The sequence below is a fragment of the Kitasatospora sp. NPDC058492 genome, from assembly GCF_042720685.1.
Lineage (GTDB): Bacteria > Actinomycetota > Actinomycetes > Streptomycetales > Streptomycetaceae > Kitasatospora.
Genome location: NZ_JBHXMU010000058.1, coordinates 17,922 through 43,240, shown reverse-complemented (window position 1 = coordinate 43,240; position 25,319 = coordinate 17,922). Strand labels below are relative to the sequence as shown.

Genomic DNA, 25,319 nt, shown 5'->3' with positions numbered 1-25,319 from the left:
CCGGGCCGTCGGGTCCGGAGGCCATTGCGGGTGCTGCCCGGTGACGCTCGGTTTCAGAGCTTGGTGACGTCCTCGACCTCGCTCTCGTCCTCCCGCCCGGGTGTTTTCAGATTGAATTTGACGATGATGAACCGGAAGAGCGCGTAGTACACGGCGGCGAAGCAGAGCCCGATCGGGATGATCAGCCACGGCTTGGTGGCCAGCCCCCAGTTGATGACGTAGTCGATCAGGCCGGCCGAGAAGCTGAAGCCGTCGTGCACCCCGAGCCCCCAGGTGACGGCCATCGAGGCGCCGGTCAGCAGCGCGTGCACGCCGTACAGGGCCGGGGCGACGTAGGCGAAGGAGTACTCGAGCGGTTCGGTGACGCCCGTCACGAAGGAGGTCAGGCCGACCGAGAGCATCAGGCCGTAGATCTCCTTGCGGCGGTGCGGTTTCGCCGAGTGCGCGATCGCCAGTGCGGCGGCGGGCAGCGCGAACATCATGATCGGGAAGAATCCGGACTGGAACTGGCCGGCCGTCGGGTCGCCCGCCAGGAAGCGCGGGATGTCGCCGTGCGCGATGGTGCCGTCCGGCTTGATGAACTCGCCGAACTGGAACCAGACGAATGTGTTCAGCAACTGGTGCATGCCGATCAGCAGCAGCGCGCGGTTGAACAGGCCGAAGATGCCGGCGCCGCCCGCGCCCAGGTCGGCCAGGGTCTGGCTGAAGTCGTTGAGCCCGCGGCCGATCGGCGGCCAGACCCAGAGCGCCACGCAGGCGGTGGCCAGGCCCACCACCGCGGTGATCATCGGCACCAGGCGGCGGCCGTTGAAGAAGCCCAGCCAGTCGACCAGCCTGGTGCGGTGGAAGCGGACCCAGAGCCAGGCGGACATCAGGCCGATCAGGATGCCGCCCAGGACGCCCGGGTTCTGGTACGTCGCGGCCGCCGCCTTGGCCGAGCTGTAGTCCACGCACTGGCCGGTCCAGGAGTCGGTGACCAGGACCGTCCCGCTCTTGCAGCTCTCCGGGAACGCGTGCAGGACCTTGTAGTAGACGAGGAAGCCCACCACGGCGGCCAGCGCGGTGGAACCGTCCGCCTTCTTCGCCATGCCGATCGCCACACCGACGCAGAACAGCATCGGCAGGCCGAACGAGGAGTCCAGCAGGGCGCCGCCGGCCGCGGCGAAGACCTTGGCGACGTCGGTCCAGCCGAGGCCGTCCTGGCCGAAGACGTCGGGCTGGCCGAGCCGGTTGAGGATGCCGGCCGCGGGGAGCACCGCCACCGGGAGCTGCAGGGAGCGGCCCATCTTCTGGAGGCCGCCGTAGAAGGTGTGCCACCACACGCGCTGCGGGGCCGTGGCGCCTGCCGAACTCATCCTTCGCCCTCCGGGAGCAGTTGCCGGCCGGTGGCCCCCGGCGGGACCCCCGGGCGGGGATCCGGAACACCCGGGGTCCTTTCTGCGTTCATCGGAGTACACATATATTGGTGTAGACCACTTTGGGACGCAGGCCGCACGCCGGGCGCGAGCCCGCTGCTCGTCATCCTCTGGTGGCGGCCGGGACCGTGCGCGCCGGAATGGGCCAAAAGTGGACTAACGTGGCAGATCGGACCGGAGCAGGTGATGCTGGTCGCGCTGCCCGGCGGCGCGACCGCGGCTGAACCCGCGTCAGCACCGGTACCGACCACGCCGGCCACCGGTCGGCGGACACCCCAGCACAGCGCAGGACGGCACCCGGCAGAGCGGCCGGCGGGCCGAGACAGAGGGAGAAATCAGATGGCCAGCAAGGCTGAGAAGATCGTCGCCGGTCTGGGCGGCATCGACAACATCGAAGAGGTCGAGGGCTGCATCACCCGCCTTCGCACCGAGGTCAAGGACGCCTCCCTGGTCAACGAGGCCGCCCTCAAGGCCGCCGGCGCCCACGGCGTCGTCAAGATGGGCACCGCCATCCAGGTCGTCATCGGCACCGACGCCGACCCGATCGCCGCTGACATCGAGGACATGATGTGAGCTGAGCCACCGGGCTCACCCCACCCCCGGCCCGCCGCCCCACCCGGGAACGGCGGGCCGAGGCGCACCCGGGGGCGGCGCCGAGCAGCACCCGGGGACGGCGCCGAGCCGCAGCCCGGCGGGCCGAGGCGCACCAGGAACACCCGCTCCGAGCGACTACGCTCAGTGCCTATGTCACGCATCGACGGCCGCACCCCCGACCAGCTCCGCCCCATCACCATCGAACGGGGCTGGAGCAAGCACGCCGAAGGATCCGTCCTCATCTCCTACGGCGACACCAAGGTGCTGTGCACCGCCAGCGTCACCGAGGGCGTCCCCCGCTGGCGCAAGGGCAGCGGCGAAGGCTGGGTCACCGCCGAGTACTCCATGCTCCCGCGCGCCACCAACACCCGCGGCGACCGCGAGGCCGTCAAGGGCCGCATCGGCGGCCGCACCCACGAGATCAGCCGGCTCATCGGCCGCTCGCTGCGCGCCGTCGTCGACCACCGCGCCCTCGCCGAGAACACCATCGTCCTCGACTGCGACGTCCTCCAGGCCGACGGCGGCACCCGCACCGCCGCCATCACCGGCGCCTACGTCGCCCTCGCCGACGCCGTCGCCTGGGCCCGCGACCGCAAGCTCCTGCGCGCCAAGGGCCAGCCCATCACCGGCGGCGTCAGCGCCGTCAGCGTCGGCATCATCGACGGCGTCCCGATGCTCGACCTCCAGTACGAGGAGGACGTCCGCGCCGAGACCGACATGAACATCGTCTGCACCGCCGACGGCCGCTTCGTCGAGGTCCAGGGCACCGCCGAGGGCGCCCCCTTCGACCGCGCCCTGCTCGACCGCCTGCTCGACCTCGGCACCCTGGGCTGCGCCGAGCTCGACGAGATCCAGCGCAAGGCCCTGGAGGCCTGAACCGGTTCGGCCCACGGCGCCGTGGACCCGGATGTACCCGCCGCCGTACGGGCCGCTGTACACGCCGGGCCCGAAGCCCGTACGGTTCCCGCAGCACCCCTGCTGCGGGAACCGCGCACCCCCCGGCGCGCGTCCCGTCCCACGGAACCCGCGCGCCCCACAGGAGGACCGGATGCCGTCCAGCATCGCCCGCCCCGCCGCCCTCGCCGTGGCCGGCCTGATCGCCATCCTCCCGCTCAGCATGGTCAGTTGCTCCGCAGCCCAGAAGGCGATCGACTGCGGCAACACGGCGGTCAGGATCACCGGCGACCTCGCCGACGTCACCAGCGCCTACGGCAACGCGAGCAACGACTCGGCGGCCGCCGCGAAGGCGCTGGAGAAGCTCAGGACCGACCTCAACCAGGTCGGCAGGAACTCCAAGAACACCGACGTCGCCAAGGCCGTCGCCGACCTGCAGAAGCAGGCCGACAAGGTCCAGCAGGCCGTCGACAAGAAGGAGGTCCCCGACCTCAAGCCGCTCGGCGACGCGGCCGGCAACCTCACCTCGGTCTGCACCGGCTGACGCCGGAACGGCTGCCGATAGGGTGGGCGATATGTCCACCCGATTGATCCTCGCCACCCGTAACCAGCACAAGGTCGCCGAACTCCGCGCCATCCTCGGCGAGGCCGGCCTGGACGTCGAACTCGTCGGCGCCGACGCCTACCCCGAGATCCCGGACGTCCCGGAGACCGGCGTCACCTTCGCCGAGAACGCGCTCCTCAAGGCCCACGCCCTCGCCCGCGCCACCGGCCTGCCCGCCGTCGCCGACGACTCCGGCCTCTGCGTCGACGTCCTGAACGGCGCCCCCGGCATCTTCTCCGCCCGCTGGGCCGGCAAGCACGGCGACGACCGCGCCAACCTCGACCTGCTGCTCGCCCAGCTCTCCGACATCTCCGACCCGCACCGCGGCGCCCACTTCTTCTGCGCCGCCGCCCTCGCCCTCCCCGACGGCACCGAGCGCGTCGTCGAGGGCCGCCTCCTCGGCACCCTGCGCACCGCCCCCTCCGGCGACGGCGGCTTCGGCTACGACCCGATCCTCCAGCCCCTCGGCGAGACCCGCACCTGCGCCGAACTCACCCCCGCCGAGAAGAACGCCATCAGCCACCGCGGCCAGGCCTTCCGCGGCCTCGCCCCGGTCGTCAAGGACCTCCTGGGCTGACGGCTCGCAGGAACGGCGATGGCCCTCTGTCCTTCGATTCGAAGGACAGAGGGCCATTTCGCTCGGTACGCCCGGTGGGACTCGAACCCACGACACTGCGGACCTAAACCGCACCTCTCTAGCCAGCTGGAGTACGGGCGCACGTCACGCCAAGCGTACCGGGTGACGGCTTCCGATGCGGCCACCTTTCCCTGCCGGCTGCCGTGTCAGGCGGCATCCCTCTCCGCGTCGTCGCGATTCCTGTTTCGGCCGCAGTAGGTCGGCGTGATGGAGTGGCAGTTGGGGCAGAGCAGGCGGAGGTTGTCGCGTCGGTTGTCGAGCCAGTCGCCGTTGACGTGGTCGACCTCCAGGGTCATCGGCTGCCCGAGCCAGGTCGGAGGCGTGCCGCACAGCTCACACACGTCCGGGTGCCCGATGTGTACGAGCATGGCGCGGAGCCGGTCGCCCGGAACGCGGTGGCTTCCTGGCGGGCGTCGTACCAGTAGTTCCTCGGCCGTGCGCCGGGGCCCGGTCTTCCGGCCCTTGTTGTGTGCCCGCCCGGTGAAGTGGCCGGTGTCGAGCTGGTGGTGGTCGATGGCCTCCCGCACCAGCGTGCGCGAGTTGCCGCAGTCGGTCATCCCGACGGCAAGGATCACGCCGCGGATGCTTCGATGCGTGGCCACGGCCTGCGCCAGCACCTCCTTGGGAATGGCTGCGGCTCTGTTGCGGCCGTCGCCCCTGAACGTGAAGTGCGCGGTGTCGATGTCGAACTCGACCAGGCGCTTCTTCAGGTACGAGTAGAGGCTGTCGTACGGCGTGACGCCCAGGTAGGCCATCATGCCGTTGATGCTGTCGCTGTGCGCCGCCGCCTCGGCCATCACGTCCCGCGGGTACCGGCGCCGCCCGTAGTCGGGCCTGCTGTGGTTGAAGTGCGAGGTGTCGATGCCGTAGTGCCGGAGTCGCCGGCTCAGGTAGCTGTGCGTGCCGCCCGCCATCGGCACGCCGAGCTTTCGCATCATGTCGTTGACGTTGCTGGACTCGGCCGCGAGCGACGCGAGCAGTTCGCGGGTGTACTTGACCGGCATGGTTGTTCCCCTTCGGGCAGTGGTTCGCCCGTCCCCCGGTGTGCGAACGATCGTTGGGGGATTTGGTTACGGGTGACGGGGTTTCGGCCAGGGGGTGACTTGTTGTCGTCGGTGGGGTGACCGGCGGGGTTGGGGGTTTGATTACCAATTGGTACAGACCTATTGACCTATGTGGTTCAGACCACATAGCTTCGGCGCCAATTGCAATCCCCCACGTGCGTGCTCCCCCACAGGCACGCGCCGACACTCTCTCCCGGAGGACCGAGTGTTGATCCGAAACACGGCGGAGCGGCGTCCCACCGCCGCACTCCGCCGCAAGAGCCCGGCTGCCCGGGCGGGCGCGGTCACGCTGGCGGCGGCCGGTCTGGCCGGTCTGCTGCTGTCGACGCTGGGCGCGGTGCCCTCGCAGGCGTCCGCGACCGTCGACAACGGGGCCTGTCGCCCCGACGGCCTGTACCAGACGCCCGGCGTGGACGTCCCGTACTGCTCGGTCTACGACACCGGCGGCCGCGAGAAGATGGGCGCGGACCACCAGCGCCGCATCATCGGCTACTTCACCGGCTGGCGCACCGGCAAGAACGGCGACCAGCCCTACCTGGTGAACGACATCCCCTGGGACAAGGTCACCCACCTCAACTACGCGTTCGGCCACGTCGGCGGTGACAACAAGCTCTCCGTCGGCACCGACGGCCCGACCAACGAGGCCACCGGGATCTCCTTCCCGGGCGTGCCCGGCGCCGAGTTGGACCCGACGCTGCCCTACAAGGGCCACTTCAATCTGCTGACGAAGTTCAAGAAGCAGTACCCGAACGTCAAGACCCTGATCTCGGTGGGCGGTTGGACCGAGACCGGCGGCTACTTCGGGGACGACGGCAAGCGCGTCAACTCCGGCGGCTTCTACTCGATGACCGTCAACCCGGACGGCAGCGTCAACCAGGCCGGCATCGACACCTTCGCCGCCTCGTCCGTCGACTTCATCCGCAAGTACGGTTTCAACGGCGTCGACGTCGACTACGAGTACCCGACCTCGATGAAGGACGCCGGCAACCCGCTGGACTGGCAGCTCGCCAACTCCAAGCGCGGCTCGCTGGCGAAGGGCTACGCGGCGCTGATGAAGACGCTGCGCGAGAACCTGGACCGGGCCGGCGCCGCCGACGGCAGGCACTACCTGCTGTCGGTCGCGGCCCCGTCGTCCGGCTACCTGCTGCGCGGCATGGAGACCTTCCAGGTGGCGCAGTACCTGGACTACGTCAACATCATGTCGTACGACCTGCACGGCGCCTGGAACAAGTACGTCGGCCCGAACGCCTCGCTGTTCGACGACGGCAAGGACGGCGAGCTGGCGGCGGCCAACGTGTACGGCACCGGCCAGTACGGCGGCATCGGCTATCTGAACGCCGACTGGTCGTACCACTACTTCCGCGGTGCGATGCCGGGCGGCCGGATCAACGTCGGCCTGCCGTACTACACCCGGGGCTTCAAGAACGTCACGGGCGGCACCAACGGCCTGTGGGGCACCGCGGCGGCGACCACCTGCCCGGTGGGCTCCGGCCTGACCTCCTGCGGTGACGGCGCGGTCGGCATCGACAACATCTGGAACGACAAGGACGACGCGGGCAAGGAGTCCCCGGCCGGGTCGAACCCGATGTGGCACGCGAAGAACCTGGAGAAGGGCATCCTGCCCGACTACCTGGCCAAGTACGGCGTGAAGGACACCGCGCTGCAGGGCACCTACGCCCGCAACTACAGCAGCAGCCTGGTGGCGCCGTGGCTGTGGAACGACGCCAAGAAGGTGTTCCTCTCCACCGAGGACGAGCAGTCGGTGGGTGCCAAGGCGGACTACATCGTCAACCAGGGCGCCGGCGGCGCGATGATCTGGGAGCTCGCGGGCGACTACAAGTGGGACGCGGGCGCCAACGGCGGCAAGGGCGAGTACGTGCCGGGTTCGACGCTGACCTCGCTGATGTACGACAAGTTCAAGGCGGCCACGCCGTACGGCGCGACCCGTTCGACGGTCCCGCTGCCGCAGCAGACCCTGCCGATCGACGTGTCGTTCACCAACTTCGCGCTGGGTGACTCGAACTACCCGATCAACCCGAAGATCCACATCGTCAACAACTCGACGACGACCCTGCCGGGCGGCACCGAGTTCCAGTTCGACTACAGCAACTCGGCTCCGGGCAACGCCAAGGACCAGTCCGGCTTCGGCCTCCAGGTCATCCGGCAGGACAACCCCGGTCCGGGCAACGTGGGCGGCCTGAAGGGCACCTACAACCGGGTGTCGGTCAAGCTGCCGGGCTGGCAGTCGCTGGCGCCGGGCGCCTCGGTGGACCTGGACTTCGTCTACTACCTGCCGGTCTCGACCCCGTCGAACTGGACGGTCAACGTGAACGGCACGCTGTACGGGCTCAAGGGCGACCTGACCCGGGGCACGGTGGACGGTGGCACGCCTACCCCGACCCCGACGCCTACCCCGACGCCTACCGCGACCGCTACTGCTTCGCCGACGGCGACCGCCTCCCCGACGGCGACGGCCTCGCCGACCGCGACGGCCACCGCGACCGCCACCCCGACGACGGGGGCCTGCACGGCCGCCCCGAGCTGGGACGCGGGCACCACCTACGCGGCCACCACCAAGGTGTCGTGGAAGGGCCACTACTACCAGAACAAGTGGTGGACCAAGGGCGACGACCCAGCGGCCAGCGGCTCGTGGGGCGTCTGGAGCGACCTCGGGGCCTGCTGACGGCGCCCTGAGGTGAGAGACGGCGGTGGCGGTGCACCCGGTCGGGGGGTGTGCCGCCACCGCTTCGTTCAGCGAGGTGCCAGACGAGCGGGGCGCCGGGGCGTCAGGCCGTCTCGACCTTGAGGTCGCGCAGCAGCTTGGCGACGTGCCCGGTGGCCTTCACGTTGTACAGCGCGCGCTCGACCTTGCCCTGCTCGTCCACGATCACGGTGGAGCGGATCACGCCGACGTAGGTGCGGCCGTAGTTCTGCTTCTCGCCGTAGGCGCCGTAGGCCTCCAGCACCTGGTGGTCCGGGTCGGACACCAGGGTGACCTTGAGGTTCTCGGCCTCGCGGAACTTGCCGAGCTTCTCCGGCTTGTCCGGGGAGACGCCGATGACGTCGTAGCCGGCGCCGGCGAGGACCTCCAGGTTGTCGGTGAAGTCGCAGGCCTGCTTGGTGCAGCCGGGGGTGAGCGCGGCCGGGTAGAAGTAGACGATGACCTTGCGGCCCAGGTGGTCGGCGAGGGACACCTGGTTGCCGTCGGCGTCGGACAGGCTGAAGGCGGGCGCGGTGTCGCCGGGCTGGAGACGCTCACTCACGGGTAAATCTCCTGTTGCTGGGGCGGGCGGTCATAGCACGGCAAACTTACCTCCGATGGTGGGTGGGGTCGCGCGGCCCTGCTCGGCAACTGACAGACTGGGTCAGTCGCACAGGACAACATCAGCAAGTGAATGGGGTGGCCCGAGTGGGCGAGGCGAGCACGAAGGACAAGTCGGCGCGGACGACCGCCCAGATCGAGGCGGACATCTCCCGGACCCGCACCCAGCTGGCGGCCACCCTGGACGAGCTGGCCGTGCGCGTCCACCCGAGCACGATCAGTGCCCAGGTGAAGGCGAAGGCCGTGGCCGCCGTCGAGGAGAAGGCCGGCCGGGCGTACGTGGCCGCCAACGGCGTGGTGGAGAAGGTGCGGGCGCAGTTCGTGGACGAGAAGGGGCAGCCGCGTACGGAGCGGATCGTCCCGGCCGCGCTGGTCGGCGTGGGCGTGCTGCTGTTGGTGGCTTCCGCCCGGAAGCGCCGCAAGGGCTGAACGGGCGCGGGGTGAGGGCCGGGCGCGGGAGGCGTCCGGCCTTCGGTGTGCCCGGGCCGGAAGGTGTGCCCAGGCCGGAAGGTGTGCCCGGGCCTGGGAGGTGTGTCCGGGCCCAGGGTGTGCCCTGACCTGGGGGTGTGCCCGGCTCCGCGGGTGCCGCGGCTTCCCGCATGCCGGGCCAGCGTCACGCCGCGCGCCCGGGGGCGGTACCTTCGGGATCGTGAGTACGAACGACGAACCGACCCCGCAGGCCTCCTCCGCCGCACCCGAGTACGAGGCGGCGCGGCACGACCGGCTGGGCGAGAAGCTGCCGATCCGGATGCTGCACGACCGCGTGCTGGTGCGGATCGAGGGCAGTGAGGGTGAGCGCCGCTCGACCGGCGGCATCCTGATCCCCGCGACCGCGGAGCTGTCCAAGCGCTGCACCTGGGCGGAGGCCGTCGCGGTGGGCCAGAGCGTCCGCTCGGTGGAGCCGGGTGACCGCGTCCTGTACGACCCGGAGGACAAGCTGGAGGTCGAGGTCCGCGGCGCCACCTACGTGCTGCTGCGCGAGCGTGACCTGCACGCGGTGGCGGCGACCCGCTTCGGCGACACGGAGGGCTCGACCGGGCTCTACCTCTGAACCTCTGAGCACGGGCGTGGCGTGAGCCGGTCGGGGCGGTGCCCCGGCCGGCTCCTTGCGTCCGGGCCTGCCGGTGGCGGGCGTTAGGCCGGGGCCTGTCGGTGGTGGGCGCTAGGGTCCCGGCATGACGAGGCGTGTGCCGGTGATCGGCGAGGGTGAGCGGCGGGCCCGGGTGGGGCGGCGGCAGTTGCTGGCGCCGTCGGTGCGGGTGGCGCGGGTGGAGCAGGTGGCGGACGCGCTGGTGGGGCTGCACGCGTCGGACCCGGCGACGGTGTACCTGTCGGCGTGCGCGCGGCTGGTGGAGCCGTCGGCGGCGGAGGTGGACCGGGCGCTGTACGAGGACGTCACGCTGGTGAAGCTGCTGTCGATGCGGCGGACGCTGTTCGCGGTGACGGAGGGCTTCGCGCCGCACGTGAGTTCGTCGACGGCGCGGGCGATCGCGGCGAGGGAGCGGGCGACGCTGCTCAAGCACCTGCGGGACCACGCGGACGGCTGGGACGAGGCACGGCTGGCCGGGGCGGAGCGCGCGGTGCTGGCCGCCGTGGCCCGGCGCGGCGAGGCGACGACCAAGGAACTCGGCGATGACGTACCGGAGTTGCGTGAGACGATGCTGATGTCGGCGGGCAAGCCGTACGAGAGCCGGCAGAGCGTGGGCAGTCGGCTGCTGCGGGTGCTGGCCGCGGACGGGCACGTGCGGCGGGGCCGTCCGCGCGGGTCGTGGCTGAGCAACGTCTATCCGTGGGCGCCGGTGCCGCAGTGGCCGGAGGCGCCGGTGCGGGAGGCGAAGGCGGAGGTGGTGCGGCGCTGGCTGGCCGGGTACGGCCCGGCGACCGTCGAGGACGTGAAGTGGTGGACGGGCTGGACACTGGGGGACACCCGCCGGGCGCTGGCGGACGTGGGCGCCGAGGACGTGGAGCTGGCGGGCGGGGCGGCGGCGCTGGTGCTGCCGGGGGACGCCGGGCCGGTGGCGGAGCCGGAGCCGTGGGCGGCGCTGCTGCCGGCGCTGGATCCGACGGTGATGGGCTGGCGGGGGCGGGACTGGTACCTGCGGCCGGGGGACGTGCCGGCGCTGTTCGACCGGGCGGGCAACGCCGGGCCGACGGTGTGGTGGTGCGGCCGGGTGGTGGGCGGCTGGGCGCAGCGGCCGGACGGCGAGGTGGTGTGGCGGCTGTTCGGTGATGTGGGGGCGGAGGCCGGGGCGGCGATCGCGGCGGAGGCGGCGCGTCTGGCGGGCTGGCTGGGGGAGGTGCGGGTGACGCCGCGGTTCCGGTCGCCGTTGGAGCGGGAGTTGGCGGCGGGGTAGGTCACCGGCCGGCGGGGCGGTTCACCGCTCGGCGGGCGGTTCACCGGCCGATGGCGTGGTTCAGCGGCGGGTGAAGCGGCTCACTGGGCCGGCGGGGTGGCGCGCTGGGCCGGTGGTGTCGCGCTCGTCGCCGGGTTGGTGGCGGCGCCGGTGGTGCTGGGTGGCGTGGTCGGGTGGGTGGGCCGGGTCTGGGTGGGTCGGGGGGTGGGGCTGGACTGCTCCTGGGTGGTGGTGGGCTGGGGTGGTGCCTGCGGGCTGGGCTGTTCCTGGGTGGTGGTGGGCTGCGGGGCGGGCGCGCTGGGGGCGTGGGTGGGGGTGTCGGGCACGGGGGTGCTGCTGGGGGGTTCCTCGCTGCTGCCGCCGCCGGTGGTGGGGGTGGTGGCGGTGGGGCTGGGGGTGGTGGTGGCGCTGCTGCTGGGGCTGAAGCTGGGAGCGGGGGTGTCGCGGCCGGTCTGGAGGTCGAACTGCTGGGTGGTGGTGCCGTCGAGGGCGGCGCTCATGTAGGCGGTCCAGATCCGGGTGGGGAAGGTGCCGCCGTTGATCCGGGCGAGTCCGGCGGTGCCGGCCAGTGGTTCCTTGGCGTGGGTCTTCGGGTTCTCGCGGAAGAGGCCGACGGTGGTGGCGAGTTCGGGGGTGTAGCCGGCGAACCAGGCGGAGAGGTTGGAGTCGGTGGTGCCGGTCTTGCCGGCGGCGGGGCGGCCGAGGTCGAGGGCGGCGGCGCCGGTGCCGCGGGGGCCGATGACGTCGCGCAGGACGTCGGTGACGGTGTCGGCGTAGGGCCGGTCGATGGCGTCGACGGGGGTGTGGTCGGGCATCTTGGGGGCGTCGACGGCGCCGCCGGTGTGGACGCGTGCGAGTTTGAGGACGGACCAGGGGGCGTTCGCCTGGCCGTGGTTGGCGAGGGTGGCGTAGGCGCCGGCCAGGTCGAGGGCGCTGGGGGTGGCGGTGCCGAGGGTCATCGAGGTGTTGGCCGGGTCCATGCCGCGGACGCTGTCGGGGATGCCGAGTTTGACGGCGGTGTCGCGGACGCGGGCGAGGCCGGCGTCGACGCCCTCCTGCGCGTACACGGAGTTGACGGACTTCACCATGGCGTAGCGCAGGGTGATGTTGCCGTAGTCGACGTCGTCCTCGTTGGGCGGCGCGTAGGGGGTGGGGCCGCCGGTGACGGGGCGTTCGCTGGTGCCGTCGTAGCGGGTGTCGGGGGTGATCGGTCGGCCGTCGAGGGTGTGCTGGGCGATGAGGCCGGCGGCGAGGTCGACGGGTTTGAAGGTGGAGCCGATCTGGTTGTCCTGGCGCAGGGCGTCGTTGTAGGGCTGTTTGGCGTAGTCGGGGCCGCCGTAGACGGCGACGACGCGGCCGGTGGCGGCTTCGACGGAGGCGCCGGCGACCCGGACGTCGGTGTCGGTGGCGGGGCGGCGCTGGGGGTCGAGTTCGTCGGTGAGTTCGTCCTGGACGGCCTTGTGGAAGGCGTCCTGCTTGGGCTTGTCGAAGGTGGTGGTGATGCGCCAGCCGCCGGCCTTGAGGGTGGCGGTGTCGATGATGCCGGCGGAGACGAGGTAGTCGTCGGCGACGCCGACGAGGTAGCCGGCCTGGCCGGAGAGGCCGGTGGCGGGCTGGGGGTCGATCGGTTCGGGGAAGGTGGTGGCGGTGCGTTCGGCGTCGGTGAGGAAGCCGAGTTGGACCATGCCGTCGAGGGTGTAGTGCCAGCGGGCGATGGCCTTCTCGCGGTTGGCGGGGGTGGCGGTCTTGACGTCGTAGCTGCTGGGGGCCTGGAGGAGGGAGGCGAGGTAGGCGCCCTGGGCGAGGGTGAGGGCGGAGACGTCGACGCCGTAGTAGGCATGGGCGGCGCTCTGGATGCCGTAGGCGCCGCGGCCGAAGTAGCTGCTGTTGAGGTAGCCGGCGAGGATCTCGGGCTTGTCGCGTTGCTGGTCGACCTTGAGGGCGATGAAGAGTTCGCGGCCCTTGCGTTCGATGGTCTTGTCCTGCGTCAGGTAGTAGTTCTTGACGTACTGCTGGGTGATGGTGGAGCCGCCTTGGGTGCCCTTGCCGGTGAGGGTGTTCCAGCCGGCCCGGAGCATGCCTTTGAGGTCGATGCCGCGGTTGCGGTAGAAGGTGCGGTCCTCGGCGGAGACGACGGCGTGCTGGGTTTGCGGGGGGATCTGGTCGATGGTGACGTCGGTGCGGTTGACGGCGCCGGTGCGGGCGATCTCGGTGGTGTCGTCGGCGTAGAGGTAGATGTTGTTCTGGGCGACGGCGTGGGCGTTGGGGTCGGGCACCGGGACGATGACGTAGAGCACGGCGAAGGCGCCGGCGGTGAGCAGGAGCGCGGCGGTGAGGGCGCCGAGCGTGATGCGCCAGGTGGGCAGGAGCCGGCGCCAGCGGGGGAGGGCTCGGCGGGCCGCGCGGCGGGCGGCTCGTTTGGCCTGGCGTCGGGTGCTCAAGGTCATGCCGCGATTATGTGCTATTTGATGGCCGATCAGGGGGTGGTCGGGGGGTTGGCGTGCTCGGGGAAATCGGGTGCGGCGGCTGGTCCTCGGCGCTACGGTGAAAGGTGCAAACCAGGTAGCGCCTCGCATGGCGCACTCGCATAGCGCACCCGCACAGCGCACCCAGTTCCGTCAGCTCCGCGCGTTCGGCCCGGTACCCCCGGGTTCGGCCGGTCGGAGCCGCTGGGGTGTGCGCGGACGTCGGCGGGCATCCATCTGCCCGTATTTGTCGACAAGGAGACAATATGCTGAATCTCGCACCCGCGGAGACGCGGACCGCACGCCCTCCTGATCCCACCGGACCCCTGCCCGTCCTCGGGCTCTACGCGGCCGTCGCCCGCGGCGCCTTCCGCCGCTACTCCACCTACCGGGCCGCCACCCTGGCCGGCACCTTCACCAACACCGTCTTCGGCATCATCCTGGCCTCCTCCTTCCTCGCCCTCTGGCAGGCCCGCCCCGGCCTCGGCGGCTACGACCAGAGCCAGGCCGTCACCTACATCTGGGTCAGCCAGGCCCTGCTGGTCACCGTCGCGGTGTGGGGCGGCGGCTTCCAGGACGACCTCCAGGACCGCTTCCGCAGCGGGGACATCGCCGTCGACCTGTACCGCCCGGTCGACTTCCAGGGCTGGTGGCTGGCCACCGACCTCGGCCGGGCCGCCTTCCAACTGCTGGTCCGCGGCACCGTGCCGCTGCTCGTCGGCGCCCTGGTGTTCCGCACCCGGATGCCCGAGCAGCCGCTGACCTGGGCGGTCTTCCTGCTCTCGGTGCTGCTCGCGCTGGTGGTCAGCTTCGGGCTGCGCTTCCTGGCCTCGATCACCGGCTTCTGGCTGCACGACTCGGACGGGGTGCGCTCGGTGATGCTGGTGGTCTCGATGTTCTTCTCCGGGATGCTGCTGCCGATCGTGCTCTTCCCCGGCCTGCTCGGCGACCTCGCCGCGGTGCTGCCCTGGGCGGCGCTGGTGAAGGTGCCGACCGACGTCTTCCTGGAGCGCTCGACCGGCGCCGGCCTGCTCGGCGCGCTCGGCTTCCAGCTCGCCTGGGCCGTCGCCCTGCTCGCCGCGGGCCGGGGCGCCCAGTGGCTGGCGACCCGCAAGGTGGTGGTGCAGGGTGGCTGAGCCGATCGTGCCCCGCACCGCGTGGGCGGTCCGCTCCTGGTGGCTGTGCGCCCGGATGTGGATGCGCTCGATGATGGCCTACCGGGCCTCCTTCGCCCTGAACCTGGTGGCCAGCCTGGCCACGCACTCGCTGGACTTCGTCGTCCTGGTGCTGATGTTCCGGCACACCGACCAGCTGGGCGGCTGGCGCCTGCCGGAGATCGCCTTCCTCTACGGCACCGCGACCTTCGCCCTCGGCGTGGCCAACCTGCTGGTCGGCTCGGTCGAGGGCCTCGGCGTGCGGATCGTCAACGGATCGCTGGACACCATGCTGATCCGGCCGGCGCCCGCGCTCGCCCAACTGTGCGCCGAACGCTTCTCGCTGCGCCGGCTCGGCCGCCCGATCCAGGCCCTGGCCGTGCTCGCCTGGTCACTGGCCACCCTGGACGTCCACTGGACCTGGGACCGCGTGCTGCTGGTGCCCGCCCTGCTGGTCTGCGGCAGCGTCATCTTCGGCGCGATCTACGTCGGCGGCGCGACCGTGCAGTTCTGGTGGGGCGAGTCCAAGGAGATCCAGAACTCCTTCACCTACGGCGGCGCGACCCTGCTGCACTACCCGCCGACCATCTTCGCCAAGGAACTGGTGGCCGGCGTGGTCTTCGGCGTCCCGCTGGCCTTCGTCAACTGGCTGCCCGCCCTGCACATCCTCGGCCGGCCCGACCCGCTCGGCCTGCCCACCGCCTTCCAGTACGCCTCCCCGCTCGCCGCCGCGCTCTGCGTCGCCGCCGCCGGGCTCGCCTGGCGGGCCGGACTGCGCGCCTACCGCGGCACCGGCAGCTGAACCTACCGGGGCACCGGTAGCTGAACCCCCCTCCTACGCAAGGAATCCCCATGGCACTGATCGAACTCGAGGACGTCCGCCGCACCTTCACCGTGCGGGCCCGCACCGGCCGCTTCAGCCGGGTCAAGCGCGAGGTGCGCGCGGTGGACGGGCTGAGCTTCACCGTCGAGGCCGGCGGGTGCGTCGGCTACATCGGCCCCAACGGCGCCGGCAAGTCGACCACCATCAAGATGCTCACCGGCATCCTCGTGCCCAGCGGCGGGCGGCTGCGCGTCGCCGGAGTGGACCCGGCCCGCGAACGCGTCGCGCTGGCCCGCCGGATCGGCGTCGTCTTCGGCCAGCGCACCACGCTCTGGTGGGACCTCCCGCTGTGCGACTCCTTCGAACTCGCCCGCCGGATCTACCGCATCCCCGACCGCCGATATCGCGAGAACCTCGCCCGCTGCGTCGAACTGCTCGACCTGGAAGGGCTGCTGGACACCCCCGTCCGCCAGCTCTCGCTCGGCCAGCGGATGCGCGGCGACCTCGCGGCGGCGCTGCTGCACGACCCGCAGGTGCTCTACCTGGACGAGCCGACCATCGGCCTGGACGTGGTCAGCAAGGGGAAGGTGCGCGAGTTCCTGCGCGAGGTGAACCGGGACCGGGGCACCACCGTGCTGCTCACCACGCACGACCTGACCGACATCGAGCAGCTCTGCGGCCGGGTGATGGTGATCGACCACGGCCGGGTCGTCTACGACGGCGGGCTGGACGGCCTGCACGCCACCGGGCGCAGCGAGCGCACCCTGGTGGTCGACCTGGCCGAGGCCCGGCCCGCGATCGAGGTGGCCGGCGCCCGGGTGGTGAAGGTCGAGGGGCCCCGGCAGTGGCTGGCCTTCCCGGCGCAGCAGAGCGCCGCGCCGATCGTGGCGGCCGTGGCCGCGCGCTATCCGCTGGTGGACCTGTCGGTGCGCGAGCCGGCGATCGAGGACGTGATCGCGCGGATGTACACGGAGGTGGCGATCGGCTGACCCTCCCGAACGCTGAACGTGTGTCCGGTCGCTGTCACCCGTCCGGGGAGGGCACGTGACTCCCCGGCGGGCAGCCGAGTTGACGTTGCATCGCTCGGCGAACAGCACACCGGAGGGCAGCGCTTCTCGATGACCGGACCCGATGTGACCGTGGTGGTCGCGGTCTACAACACCATGCCCTACCTCACCGCCTGCCTGGACTCGCTGGTCGGGCAGACCCTGGCGCCCGGGCGGCTGGAGGTGGTGGTCGTCGACGACGGCTCCACGGACGGCGGCGAGGCCGTCCTGGACGACTACGCCGCCCGCCACCCAGGGCTGTTCCGGGTGGTGCACCAGCCCAACTCGGGCGGCCCGGCGGCCCCCACCAACCGGGGCCTGGCGCTGGCCCGCGGCCGCTACGTGCTGTTCCTCGGCGCGGACGACTGGCTCGGCGCCGAGGCGCTGGAGCGGCTGGTCGCGGCGGCCGACGCCTGGGGTTCGGACGTGCTGGTGCCCAAGCAGGTCGGGGTGAACGGGCGGCTGGTGCCGCAGGGGATCTTCCACGCGAACGCCGAGTCCGTCGGCTTCACCGACTCGGCGCTGGCCTGGGCGCTGTCCGACACCAAGCTGTTCCGGATGGACCTCGTCCGGCGCCACGGGCTGCGCCGCGACGAGGAGTTGAAGGTCTTCTCGGACCAGCCGTTCACCCTGGAGGCCTGCCTGCGGGCGGGCCGGGTGTCCGTCCTCGCCGACTATGACTGCTACTTCCTGGTGCTGCGCCAGGACTTGGGCAACGTCACCCAGCGGGCCGGGGTGCTGGACCGGTTGCGCGGGATCGCGGCGTTGCAGCAGGTCGCCGCCGATCTGGCCGAGCCCGGCGGGGAGTTGGACGCGATCCGGGCCCGCAGTTTCGCCTGGGACGTGCCGCGGCTGCTCCAGGACGACTTCCTGTTGCTCGACGACGCCGTGCAGGAGCAGGTCTGCGCCGAGGTCGGCCGGCTGATCGAGCGCTTCGACGCCCGAGCGGTCTACCCGCGGCTGCCCGTCGCCGAGCGGCTGCGGCTCGAACTCGCCGCCGCCGTCCGGCCGGAGGCGCTGCGGGACCTGATCCGGTACGAGGCCGCGCACGGCGACCCGCCGGTGGTCGTCGACGGGCGGCGGCACTACGCGGGCTACCCGGCGTTCCGGGACTCCCGGCTGGGCCTGCCGGACGAGCTGTTCCTGCTGGGCGAGGAGCCGGTGCGGCTGCCGGTGGAGGTTCCGCCGCTCAACCTGGCCCAGCAGGTGTGGCGCGGCGCCGTGCCGGCCCAGCTGCGGCGCGGGCTGCGGCGCTACCCGGTGTGGCGCCGGCTCGCCAACACGGTGAACGGGGGCCGGGGGTGAGCGGGGGGCCCGGAGACCGGGGACCCCGGAGGCCGGGCGCCCCGGAGGAGAGGGGACACGGGGATGAACGGGACGCGAGGATGAGCGGGGTGTGGGGATGAGTCGGGCGATGGACGTCTGCGTGGTCGGGCTGGGCAAGCTGGGCCTGCCGCTGGCCGTGCAGTTCGCGTTGAAGGGGCACCGGGTGACGGGGGCGGACATCGCCCCCGGGGTCGTCCGCAGCGTCAACCAGGGCGTGCCGCCGTTCCCCCGGGAGGCGGGTTTGGACGAGGCGCTGAAGCGGGTGGTCGCCGAGGGGCGGCTGCGGGCCACCACCGACACCACGGCCGCCGTCGCCGCCGCCGAGGCCGTGGTGCTGGTCGTCCCGCTGGTCACCGCCGCCGACGGCACCCCGGACTTCGGCCTGCTCGACGCGGCCACCGACGCCGTCGCCGCCGGGCTGCGCCGGGGCACCCTGGTCAGCTACGAGACCACCCTGCCGGTCGGCGTCACCCGGGGCCGCTGGGCGCCCCGGCTGGCGGCCGGCTCCGGGCTGGCCGCCGGGGCGGACTTCGCGCTGGTGTTCAGCCCGGAGCGGGTCCGCACCGGGCGGGTCTTCGCCGACCTGCGGCGCTACCCCAAGCTGGTCGGCGGCGTGGACGCCGCCTCGACCCGGCGCGGCGCCGAGTTCTACCGGGCCGCGCTGGACTTCGACCCGCGCCCCGACCTGCCCCGGCCCAACGGCGTCTGGGAGCTGGCCTCGGTGGAGGCGGCGGAGTTCGCCAAGCTCGCCGAGACCACCTACCGGGACGTCAACATCGCGCTCGCCAACCAGTTCGCCCGGTACGCCGACCGGGTCGGGGTGGACTTCGCGGAGATCGCCGACGCGTGCAACTCGCAGCCGTACAGCCACCTGCACCGGCCCGGCATCGCGGTCGGCGGGCACTGCATCCCGGTGTACCCGCGGCTGTACCTGTGGAACGACCCGGGTGCGACGGTCGTGCGGGCCGCCCGGGAGGCCAACCTGGAGATGCCCGGGTACGCGGTCGGGGTGCTGGACGGCGCGCTGGCGGGAGGGATCGCCGGGCAGGGCGTGCTGGTGCTCGGGGCGGCGTACCGGGGCGGGGTCAAGGAGACGGCGTACTCCGGGGTGTTCCCGCTGGTCGAGGCGGTGCGGGCGGCGGGGGCGCGGCCGTACGTCAGCGATCCGCTGTACGGGGGCGGGGAACTGGCGGCGCTCGGGCTGCCTCCGTACGAGGGGGAGCCGGTGGTGGCGGCGGTGCTCCAGGCGGACCACCCGGAGTACCGGGGGCTGGCACCGGAGGACCTGCCGGGGGTGCGGGTGCTGCTGGACGGGCGGCGGTGCACGGATCCGGCGGTGTGGGCGGTCGAGGGGGTGCGGCGGATCGTGCTGGGCGGGGCCTGATCGTGCTGGGCCTGATCGTGCCGGGCGGGGCCTGAGGGGGCTGCGGTTCAGGGCCCGAGGACGCGTGGTGCGGGGCGTGCGGGGCGTGCGGCTCGCCACGTCGGCGGGCACGGCGTACCGCACGCGGCGTGAGTGGGCGGGCACAGGGCGTGCGCCTGGCTGTGCGCGAGGCGTGCCCGGGCGCGCAACCAGGCGCGTGATCGCGGGGCGCGCTCTCACCCGCGCCGGGCAGCGGGCAGACTGGCGGGGTGAGTGACGAAGCCTTCAGCGGTACGGGCCCCGGGGTCCGGTTCACCGCCGCCGACGAGCAGAAGAGACATGGCGTCCGCCGGATGAAGACCATCGCGACCGGCCTGCTGGCCTTCGCGAGCCTGGTCTTCGCCCTCGCCACCTGGGCCAAGGCGGCCGGCGCCGGCTCCTGGGCCGGGTACGTGGCGGCGGCCGCCGAGGCGGGCATGGTCGGCGCGCTGGCCGACTGGTTCGCGGTGACGGCGCTGTTCCGCCGCCCGTTGGGCCTGCCGATCCCGCACACCGCGATCATCCCGACCAAGAAGGACGCCTTCGGGCGCTCGCTCGGCGACTTCGTCGGCGACAACTTCCTCTCCGGTCACGTGGTGCGCGGCCGCCTCGCGTCGCTGGGCATCGCCCGGCGGCTGGGGGAGTGGCTGGCCGCGCCGGGCAGCGCCGAGCGGGTCACCAAGGAGGCCTCGGCGGCGCTGCGCGGGGTGCTCGCGGTGCTCCGGGACGACGACGTGCAGGCGGTCGTCGCCGAGGCGGTGACCAGGCGGGCGGCGGCCACCTCGGTGGCCGAGCCGATGGGCCGGATGCTGGGCAAGGTGGTCGCGGACGGCGGGCACCACGGCGTGGTCGACCTGGTGGCCGTCCGGGCGCACGGCTGGCTGACGGCCAACCACGAGGAGGTGGTCCAGCGGGTCACCCAGAAGACCCCGGGCTGGACGCCCAAGTTCCTCGACAACCAGGTCGGCGAGCGGGTCTACAAGGAGCTGATGCGGTTCGTCACCGACATCCGGGACGACCCGGACCACCCGGCCCGCGGCGCCATCGACAACTTCCTCGCCGACTTCGCGACCGAACTGCAGACCGACCCGGAGACCATCGCCCGGGTGGAGCGGGCCAAGGTGGAGCTGCTGGCCCGGCCCGAGGTGCAGGACCTGATCGCCTCCACCTGGGCGGCCGTCCGCACCCTGGTGGTGAACGCGGCCGAGGACGAGGACAGCGAACTGCGCCGGCGCATCCGCGAGGGCGTGAGCAGCTTCGGCGCGCGCCTGGCCACCGACGCCAAGCTCCAGGCCAAGGTGGACGGCTGGCTGCAGGACGCCGCCCAGTACCTGGTCGACACCTACCGCGCCGAGATCACCTCGCTGATCTCCGAGACGGTGGCGGGCTGGGACGCCGACGACGCCTCCCGCAAGATCGAGGCCAACGTGGGCCGCGACCTGCAGTTCATCCGGATCAACGGCACCGTGGTCGGCGCCATGGCCGGGCTGCTCATCCACACCGTCGCGACCGCCCTCGGAGGCTGACCCCGGGGCGGCCTATCCTTGCCAGCACCTGTCGGTACGCGCGTAGAGGAAGTAGGGAACCACCGTGGTCCAGCCGGACGGAAGTCGGATCGGAAACCCCAGTGGCCAGGGGGGCATCGAGGCGTTCATCGCCGGGATGCCCAAGGCGGAGCTGCACGTCCACCACGTGGGCTCGGCCTCGCCGCGCGTCGTCGCCGAGCTGGCGGCCCGCCACCGCGGCCGCTCGAAGGTGCCGGTCGACCCGGCGGCGCTCGCCGAGTACTTCACCTTCACCGACTTCGCGCACTTCATCGACGTCTACCTGAGCGTCGTGGACCTGATCCGCGACGCCGAGGACGTCCGCGCGCTCACCTACGGCGTGGCCGAGGACATGGCGCGCCAGAACATCCGGTACGCCGAACTGACCATCACCCCGTACTCCTCGGTCAAGCGGGGCATCCCGGACGTCGCCTTCATGGAGGCGATCGAGGACGCCCGGCTGCGCGCCGAGAAGGAGCTCGGGGTCGTACTGCGCTGGTGCTTCGACATCCCCGGCGAGGCCGGCCTGGAGGCCGCCGAGGAGACCGCCCGGCTCGCCGTCGACCTGGCCCCCGAGGGCCTGGTCAGCTTCGGCCTCGGCGGCCCGGAGATCGGCGTGCCGCGCCCGCAGTTCAAGCCCTACTTCGACCGGGCGCGGGCGGCCGGCCTGCGCAGCGTCCCGCACGCGGGCGAGACCACCGGGCCGGAGACGGTCTGGGACGCGATCCGGGTGCTCGGCGCCGAGCGCATCGGGCACGGCACGCAGTCGGTGAAGGACCCGGCGCTGCTGGACCACCTGGGCGAGCACCGGATCCCGCTGGAGGTCTGCCCGACCTCCAACATCGCCACCCGGGCGGTGGAGCGGATCGAGGAGCACCCGATCAAGCGGATGGTGGACGCCGGGCTGATGGTCACCATCAACAGCGACGACCCGCCGATGTTCGGCACCGACCTCAACACCGAGTACGCCGTCGCGGCGCGGCTGCTGGGCCTGGACGAGTCCGGGGTGGCGGCGCTGGCGCGCAACGCGGTCGAGGCGTCCTTCCTGGACGTGGCGGGCAAGGCGCGGCTGGCCGGCGAGATCGACGCCTACCTGGCGGGCTGGAAGGCCTGATCCCCGGCGTCCGCCCTGGTGGACGCCCCGCGAAGTGCCCCGTGAACCGCCCCGCCGGCAGCTGCCGGCGGGGCGGTTTTCTGTTCCCGCTCGGATGTGGTGCCAAAGTGGCGCCATTAATGGCTCGACATGGCACCATTGCTGTGCCATGCTGAAGCCATGGACCTCACGCCGTACGTCGAAAACCTTCGGAACGAGCTCGCGGTGGCCGCGGGCACGGGCGGGGACGAAGCCCGCGCGCTGGCCGAGCGGCTGACGCTGCCGCTGGATTCGGCCGTGCGGCTCACCCTGCTCAACGCGCTCTCGGCCGCGATGGGCGAAGTGACCCGCGAGCTCGCCCCCGGCTCGGTGGACGTGCGGCTGCGCGGGCTCGATCCCGAGTTCGTGGTCACCGTACCGCCCGGCACCGACGCCTTCCACGGTGATGTGCCGCCCGTGGTGCCACCGATGGCGCCGATGGCACCGATGGTGGCATCGGTGGTGCCAGTGGCGCCGCCCGTGGTGCCGGAGTCGGACGAGACGGGCACCGCCCGGATCAACCTGCGCCTGCCCGCCCACCTCAAGGCCCGGGCTGAGGAGGCCGCCGGGCAGGAGAGTCTCTCCCTCAACGCCTGGCTGGTCCGGGCCGTCGCCGGCGCGCTGGAGGCCGGCGAGCCGGCCGCCCGCCCGGCCGCCGCACCGGCCCCCCAGTCGACGGTCCGCCCGCGCCGCGGCGGCCAGGGCTTCACCGGCTGGGTCCACTGACGCTTCCGCCCGCTCCATCCGCTCCGCCTGCTGGACCCGCTCCATCCGCTCCATCCGCGCTCCATCCGCAACGACGTCACCCCCGCTCCGACCAGCGGGAACACCCATCAGAGTCAAGAGGACGGGACAGCCATGCCTACGTACGAGACCGACGGACCGATCTCCGCCACCCTCGAATTCGAGATCGGCTCGGTGCGGATCAGCGCGAGCAAGCGCACCGACACCGTGGTCGAGGTCAAGCCCGCCAACCCCGCCGAGGAGGCGGACGTCAAGGCCGCCCAGCAGACCCAGGTCGACTACGCCGGCGGCCGGTTCACCCTCAAGGGCCCGAAGAAGCGCTCGCCGTTCGGCCGGATCGGCTCGATCGACATCCTGATCGAGCTGCCGGCGGGCTCGGAGGTCAACGCCGACGCCCCGATGGCCACCTTCGTCGCCGAGGGCCCGCTCGGCGACTGCCGGCTGAAGACCTCGCTCGGCCGGATCCAGGTCGAGCAGGCCGCGAGCGCGCGGCTCAAGACCGACCACGGGGAGGTCCGGGTCGACTCGGTCGCCGGGGACGCGGAGGTCTCCGGGCTCGGCCGGGTCGCGGTCGGCACGGTCGGGGGCACGCTGACGGTCAAGAACAGCAACGGCGACACGGAGGTCCGCGAGGTCCACGGGGCGCTCAAGGCCAGCTCCTCCTTCGGCCGGATCGAGGTCGGCACCGCCCACGCCGGGGTGGACGCCAAGACGGCGCACGGCCCGATCCGGATCGGCCGGGTGGAGCGCGGCCAGGTCACCATGCAGACCTCCCTGGGGGACTTGGAGGTCGGCATCGCGGAGGGCACGGCGGCCTGGCTCGACGTGCACAGCAAGGTCGGCACCGTGCGCAACGCCCTCGGTGCGACGCAGGGCCCGGGCGACGCCCGGGAGACCGTCGAGGTCCGCGGCCGCACCCAGCTCGGCGACGTCGTGATCCGGAGGGCGTGATGGCGGCGATCTCGGCAGTCGGACTGACCAAGTCCTACGGCGACAAGGCCGTGCTGAACGGCATCGACCTGGAGATCCCGGCGGGCAGCGTGTTCGCCCTGCTCGGGCCGAACGGCGCCGGCAAGACCACCACCGTGCAGATCCTCTCCACCCTGATCCCGGCCGACGGCGGGGTGGCCCGGGTGGCCGGGCACGACGTGGTCGAGCAGGCCTCCGGGGTGCGGGCGGCGATCGGTGTCACCGGCCAGTTCTCGGCGGTGGACAACCTGCTCACCGCCGAGGAGAACCTGCTGCTGATGGCGGACCTCAACCACCTCCCCCGTCGGGAGGGGCGGAGGCGGGCCGAGGAACTGCTGCGGCGGTTCGACCTCACGGAGGCGGCGCGCAAGCCGGTCGTCACCTTCTCCGGCGGCATGCGGCGCAAGCTCGACCTGGCGATGACGCTGGTCGGCGATCCGCGGGTGATCTTCCTCGACGAGCCGACCACCGGGCTGGACCCGCGGAGCCGGCGGACGATGTGGGAGATCATCCGGGGACTGGTCGCCGACCACGGGGTGACGATCTTCCTCACCACCCAGTACCTGGACGAGGCCGACGAACTCGCCGACCGGATCGCCGTCCTGGACGGCGGGCGGATCGTCGCCGAGGGCACGGCGGACGAGCTGAAGCGGATCGTCCCCGGCGGGCGGATCCGGCTCCAGTTCGCGGACGCGGCCCAACTGGGGGCTGCCGCCGGGCTGTTCGACTACGCGGCGGTCGACACGGAGGCGCTGCGGCTGGACATCCCGGGGGACAACTCCGTGGTCACCGTGAAGGCGGTGCTGGACGCGCTCGACAACGCCTCGGTCCGGGCCGAGTCGCTGGTCGTGGAGACGGCCGATCTGGACGACGTGTTCCTCACCCTGACCGGGGAGGGCGTCCGATGAGCGCTTCGGTGAGCTACGCGGTCAGTGACTCGCTGACCATGCTGCGACGCAACCTCAAGCACGCGCTGCGGTACCCGTCCCTGACCTTCGCGGTCGTGATCATGCCGGTCATGATGCTGCTGCTGTTCAACTACGCCTACGGCGGCGCGCTCGGCGCGGGCATCGGCGGCGGCAGCTACATCGACTACGTGACGCCCGGCATCCTGCTGATGGCGGCCGCCTCGGGGTCGCTGGTCACGGCGATCGGGGTCTGCGTCGACATGACGGAAGGCATCGTCAACCGCTTCCGCACGATGGCGATCTCGCGATCGGCCTTCCTGGCCGGGCACGTGGTCGGCAGCGTGATACAGACCATGCTCGGCCTGGTCCTGGTGGTCGGCGCGGCCCTCGCGATGGGCTTCCGGCCCAACGCCGGGCTGGTGGAATGGCTGGCGGCCGTCGGACTGCTGCTGTTCGTCACCATCGCGCTGACCTGGATATCGGCGGGCATCGGGCTGGTCGCCAAGACGGTGGAGAGCGCCAGCAACCTGCCGATGCCGATTCAGTTCCTGCCCTTCATCGGCAGCGCCATCGTCCCGCCCGACTCGATGCCGACCGCCCTGCGGTGGTTCGCCGAGTACCAGCCGTTCACGCCGATCATCGAGACCCTGCGGGGGCTGCTGATGGGCACCCCGATCGGCAACAGCGCCTGGAGCGCGCTGGCGTGGTGCACCGGGCTGACGCTGATCGGCTACTTCTGGTCGAGGAGCGTCTTCTACCGGCGGTGACGGGGGTACGGCCGGTAGCGGGAGGCCCGGACGGACAGCGATGTCCGCCCGGGCCTCTCGGCGTCGTGGCCGGTACCGCGTCGTGGCCGGTCCTCAGTCGTGGCCGGTACCGGTGGACGCCCCAGGCCTGGGCCGGAGCCGACCGGAGCCCCAAC

At 72.1% G+C, this 25,319-nt stretch carries 23 protein-coding genes and 1 tRNA gene; 19 read left to right on the top strand and 5 right to left on the bottom strand.

The annotated features are described in order from the left end of the window. Positions 1–53: 53 nt before the first annotated feature. On the bottom strand, positions 54–1,355 hold the full coding sequence (locus tag ACFWPI_RS30635) for a PTS transporter subunit EIIC (RefSeq protein ID WP_063349219.1): 1,302 nt from the start codon (positions 1,353–1,355) through the stop codon (positions 54–56). Positions 1,356–1,754: 399 nt separating this feature from the next. Between ACFWPI_RS30635 and ACFWPI_RS30630 the strand changes: the two genes are divergently transcribed. From ACFWPI_RS30630 to rdgB, 4 genes are all read left to right on the top strand, one after another. Continuing rightward, positions 1,755–1,988 (top strand): glucose PTS transporter subunit EIIB, encoded by a 234-nt coding sequence (locus tag ACFWPI_RS30630; protein WP_063349220.1) that lies wholly within the window; start codon positions 1,755–1,757, stop codon positions 1,986–1,988. A gap of 171 nt (positions 1,989–2,159) precedes the next feature. After that, a complete protein-coding gene (gene rph, locus ACFWPI_RS30625) occupies positions 2,160–2,885 on the top strand; it encodes a ribonuclease PH (RefSeq protein ID WP_063349221.1) in 726 nt (241 codons plus the stop codon). A 172-nt stretch (positions 2,886–3,057) separates the two neighbouring features. Then, positions 3,058–3,447 carry a hypothetical protein gene (locus ACFWPI_RS30620; RefSeq protein ID WP_063349222.1) on the top strand — a complete coding sequence of 130 codons (390 nt, stop codon included), beginning with the start codon at positions 3,058–3,060 and terminating at the stop codon, positions 3,445–3,447. Between the two features lie 31 nt (positions 3,448–3,478). Continuing rightward, positions 3,479–4,084: an RdgB/HAM1 family non-canonical purine NTP pyrophosphatase gene (gene rdgB / locus ACFWPI_RS30615; protein WP_063349223.1), complete on the top strand. Its 606-nt coding sequence runs from the start codon at positions 3,479–3,481 to the stop codon at positions 4,082–4,084. 66 nt (positions 4,085–4,150) lie between these two features. On the opposite strand, the gene ACFWPI_RS30610 is transcribed toward rdgB, so the two are convergent. Both ACFWPI_RS30610 and ACFWPI_RS30605 read right to left on the bottom strand, forming a co-directional pair. Next, a tRNA-Leu gene (locus ACFWPI_RS30610) sits at positions 4,151–4,225 on the bottom strand. 65 nt (positions 4,226–4,290) lie between these two features. After that, complete coding sequence (locus ACFWPI_RS30605) at positions 4,291–5,148, bottom strand: HNH endonuclease (RefSeq protein ID WP_380374610.1); 858 nt, start codon at positions 5,146–5,148, stop codon at positions 4,291–4,293. Positions 5,149–5,419: 271 nt separating this feature from the next. On the opposite strand from ACFWPI_RS30605, the gene ACFWPI_RS30600 reads away from it, so the two are divergent. Continuing rightward, a complete protein-coding gene (locus ACFWPI_RS30600; RefSeq protein ID WP_380374628.1) occupies positions 5,420–7,891 on the top strand; it encodes a chitinase C-terminal domain-containing protein in 2,472 nt (823 codons plus the stop codon). A 103-nt stretch (positions 7,892–7,994) separates the two neighbouring features. On the opposite strand, the gene bcp is transcribed toward ACFWPI_RS30600, so the two are convergent. Further along, complete coding sequence (gene bcp, locus ACFWPI_RS30595) at positions 7,995–8,471, bottom strand: thioredoxin-dependent thiol peroxidase (RefSeq protein ID WP_063349225.1); 477 nt, start codon at positions 8,469–8,471, stop codon at positions 7,995–7,997. Positions 8,472–8,617: 146 nt separating this feature from the next. Between bcp and ACFWPI_RS30590 the strand changes: the two genes are divergently transcribed. The 3 genes from ACFWPI_RS30590 (at position 8,618) to ACFWPI_RS30580 (ending at position 10,884) form a co-directional block, all read left to right on the top strand. Beyond that, positions 8,618–8,959, top strand: coding sequence for a DUF3618 domain-containing protein (locus tag ACFWPI_RS30590; protein ID WP_063349226.1), 342 nt, complete (start codon positions 8,618–8,620; stop codon positions 8,957–8,959). A gap of 319 nt (positions 8,960–9,278) precedes the next feature. After that, complete coding sequence (locus ACFWPI_RS30585) at positions 9,279–9,581, top strand: co-chaperone GroES (protein WP_079136310.1); 303 nt, start codon at positions 9,279–9,281, stop codon at positions 9,579–9,581. Between the two features lie 124 nt (positions 9,582–9,705). Further along, positions 9,706–10,884 carry a winged helix DNA-binding domain-containing protein gene (locus ACFWPI_RS30580; RefSeq protein ID WP_380374609.1) on the top strand — a complete coding sequence of 393 codons (1,179 nt, stop codon included), beginning with the start codon at positions 9,706–9,708 and terminating at the stop codon, positions 10,882–10,884. A gap of 80 nt (positions 10,885–10,964) precedes the next feature. Here ACFWPI_RS30580 and ACFWPI_RS30575 read toward each other — a convergent pair whose 3' ends face one another. Continuing rightward, on the bottom strand, positions 10,965–13,331 hold the full coding sequence (locus tag ACFWPI_RS30575; RefSeq protein ID WP_380374607.1) for a transglycosylase domain-containing protein: 2,367 nt from the start codon (positions 13,329–13,331) through the stop codon (positions 10,965–10,967). Between the two features lie 284 nt (positions 13,332–13,615). Here ACFWPI_RS30575 and ACFWPI_RS30570 point away from each other — a divergent pair, with 284 nt between their 5' ends. The 11 genes from ACFWPI_RS30570 (at position 13,616) to ACFWPI_RS30520 (ending at position 25,164) form a co-directional block, all read left to right on the top strand. Then, positions 13,616–14,485 carry an ABC transporter permease gene (locus ACFWPI_RS30570; RefSeq protein ID WP_380374606.1) on the top strand — a complete coding sequence of 290 codons (870 nt, stop codon included), beginning with the start codon at positions 13,616–13,618 and terminating at the stop codon, positions 14,483–14,485. Next, on the top strand, positions 14,478–15,305 hold the full coding sequence (locus ACFWPI_RS30565; protein WP_380335128.1) for an ABC transporter permease: 828 nt from the start codon (positions 14,478–14,480) through the stop codon (positions 15,303–15,305). Before ACFWPI_RS30570 ends, ACFWPI_RS30565 begins: the two co-directional genes overlap by 8 nt. A 50-nt stretch (positions 15,306–15,355) precedes the next feature. Continuing rightward, complete coding sequence (locus tag ACFWPI_RS30560) at positions 15,356–16,315, top strand: ATP-binding cassette domain-containing protein (protein ID WP_380374604.1); 960 nt, start codon at positions 15,356–15,358, stop codon at positions 16,313–16,315. A gap of 129 nt (positions 16,316–16,444) precedes the next feature. Next, positions 16,445–17,677, top strand: coding sequence for a glycosyltransferase family 2 protein (locus tag ACFWPI_RS30555; RefSeq protein WP_380374602.1), 1,233 nt, complete (start codon positions 16,445–16,447; stop codon positions 17,675–17,677). 109 nt (positions 17,678–17,786) lie between these two features. After that, positions 17,787–19,082, top strand: a complete 1,296-nt coding sequence (locus tag ACFWPI_RS30550) for a nucleotide sugar dehydrogenase (RefSeq protein WP_380374627.1) — start codon at positions 17,787–17,789, stop codon at positions 19,080–19,082. A gap of 248 nt (positions 19,083–19,330) precedes the next feature. After that, a complete protein-coding gene (locus tag ACFWPI_RS30545; RefSeq protein ID WP_063349233.1) occupies positions 19,331–20,626 on the top strand; it encodes a DUF445 domain-containing protein in 1,296 nt (431 codons plus the stop codon). Between the two features lie 115 nt (positions 20,627–20,741). Further along, positions 20,742–21,758: an adenosine deaminase gene (locus ACFWPI_RS30540; protein ID WP_380374625.1), complete on the top strand. Its 1,017-nt coding sequence runs from the start codon at positions 20,742–20,744 to the stop codon at positions 21,756–21,758. Between the two features lie 159 nt (positions 21,759–21,917). Further along, positions 21,918–22,502 (top strand): toxin-antitoxin system HicB family antitoxin, encoded by a 585-nt coding sequence (locus ACFWPI_RS30535; RefSeq protein ID WP_380374600.1) that lies wholly within the window; start codon positions 21,918–21,920, stop codon positions 22,500–22,502. A 132-nt stretch (positions 22,503–22,634) separates the two neighbouring features. Continuing rightward, positions 22,635–23,471, top strand: a complete 837-nt coding sequence (locus tag ACFWPI_RS30530; RefSeq protein WP_380374598.1) for a DUF4097 domain-containing protein — start codon at positions 22,635–22,637, stop codon at positions 23,469–23,471. Then, a complete protein-coding gene (locus ACFWPI_RS30525) occupies positions 23,471–24,397 on the top strand; it encodes an ATP-binding cassette domain-containing protein (protein WP_380374596.1) in 927 nt (308 codons plus the stop codon). The genes ACFWPI_RS30530 and ACFWPI_RS30525 overlap by 1 nt, the downstream gene beginning before the upstream one ends. Beyond that, positions 24,394–25,164 (top strand): ABC transporter permease, encoded by a 771-nt coding sequence (locus ACFWPI_RS30520; RefSeq protein WP_380335114.1) that lies wholly within the window; start codon positions 24,394–24,396, stop codon positions 25,162–25,164. The genes ACFWPI_RS30525 and ACFWPI_RS30520 overlap by 4 nt, the downstream gene beginning before the upstream one ends. Positions 25,165–25,319 lie beyond the last annotated feature (155 nt).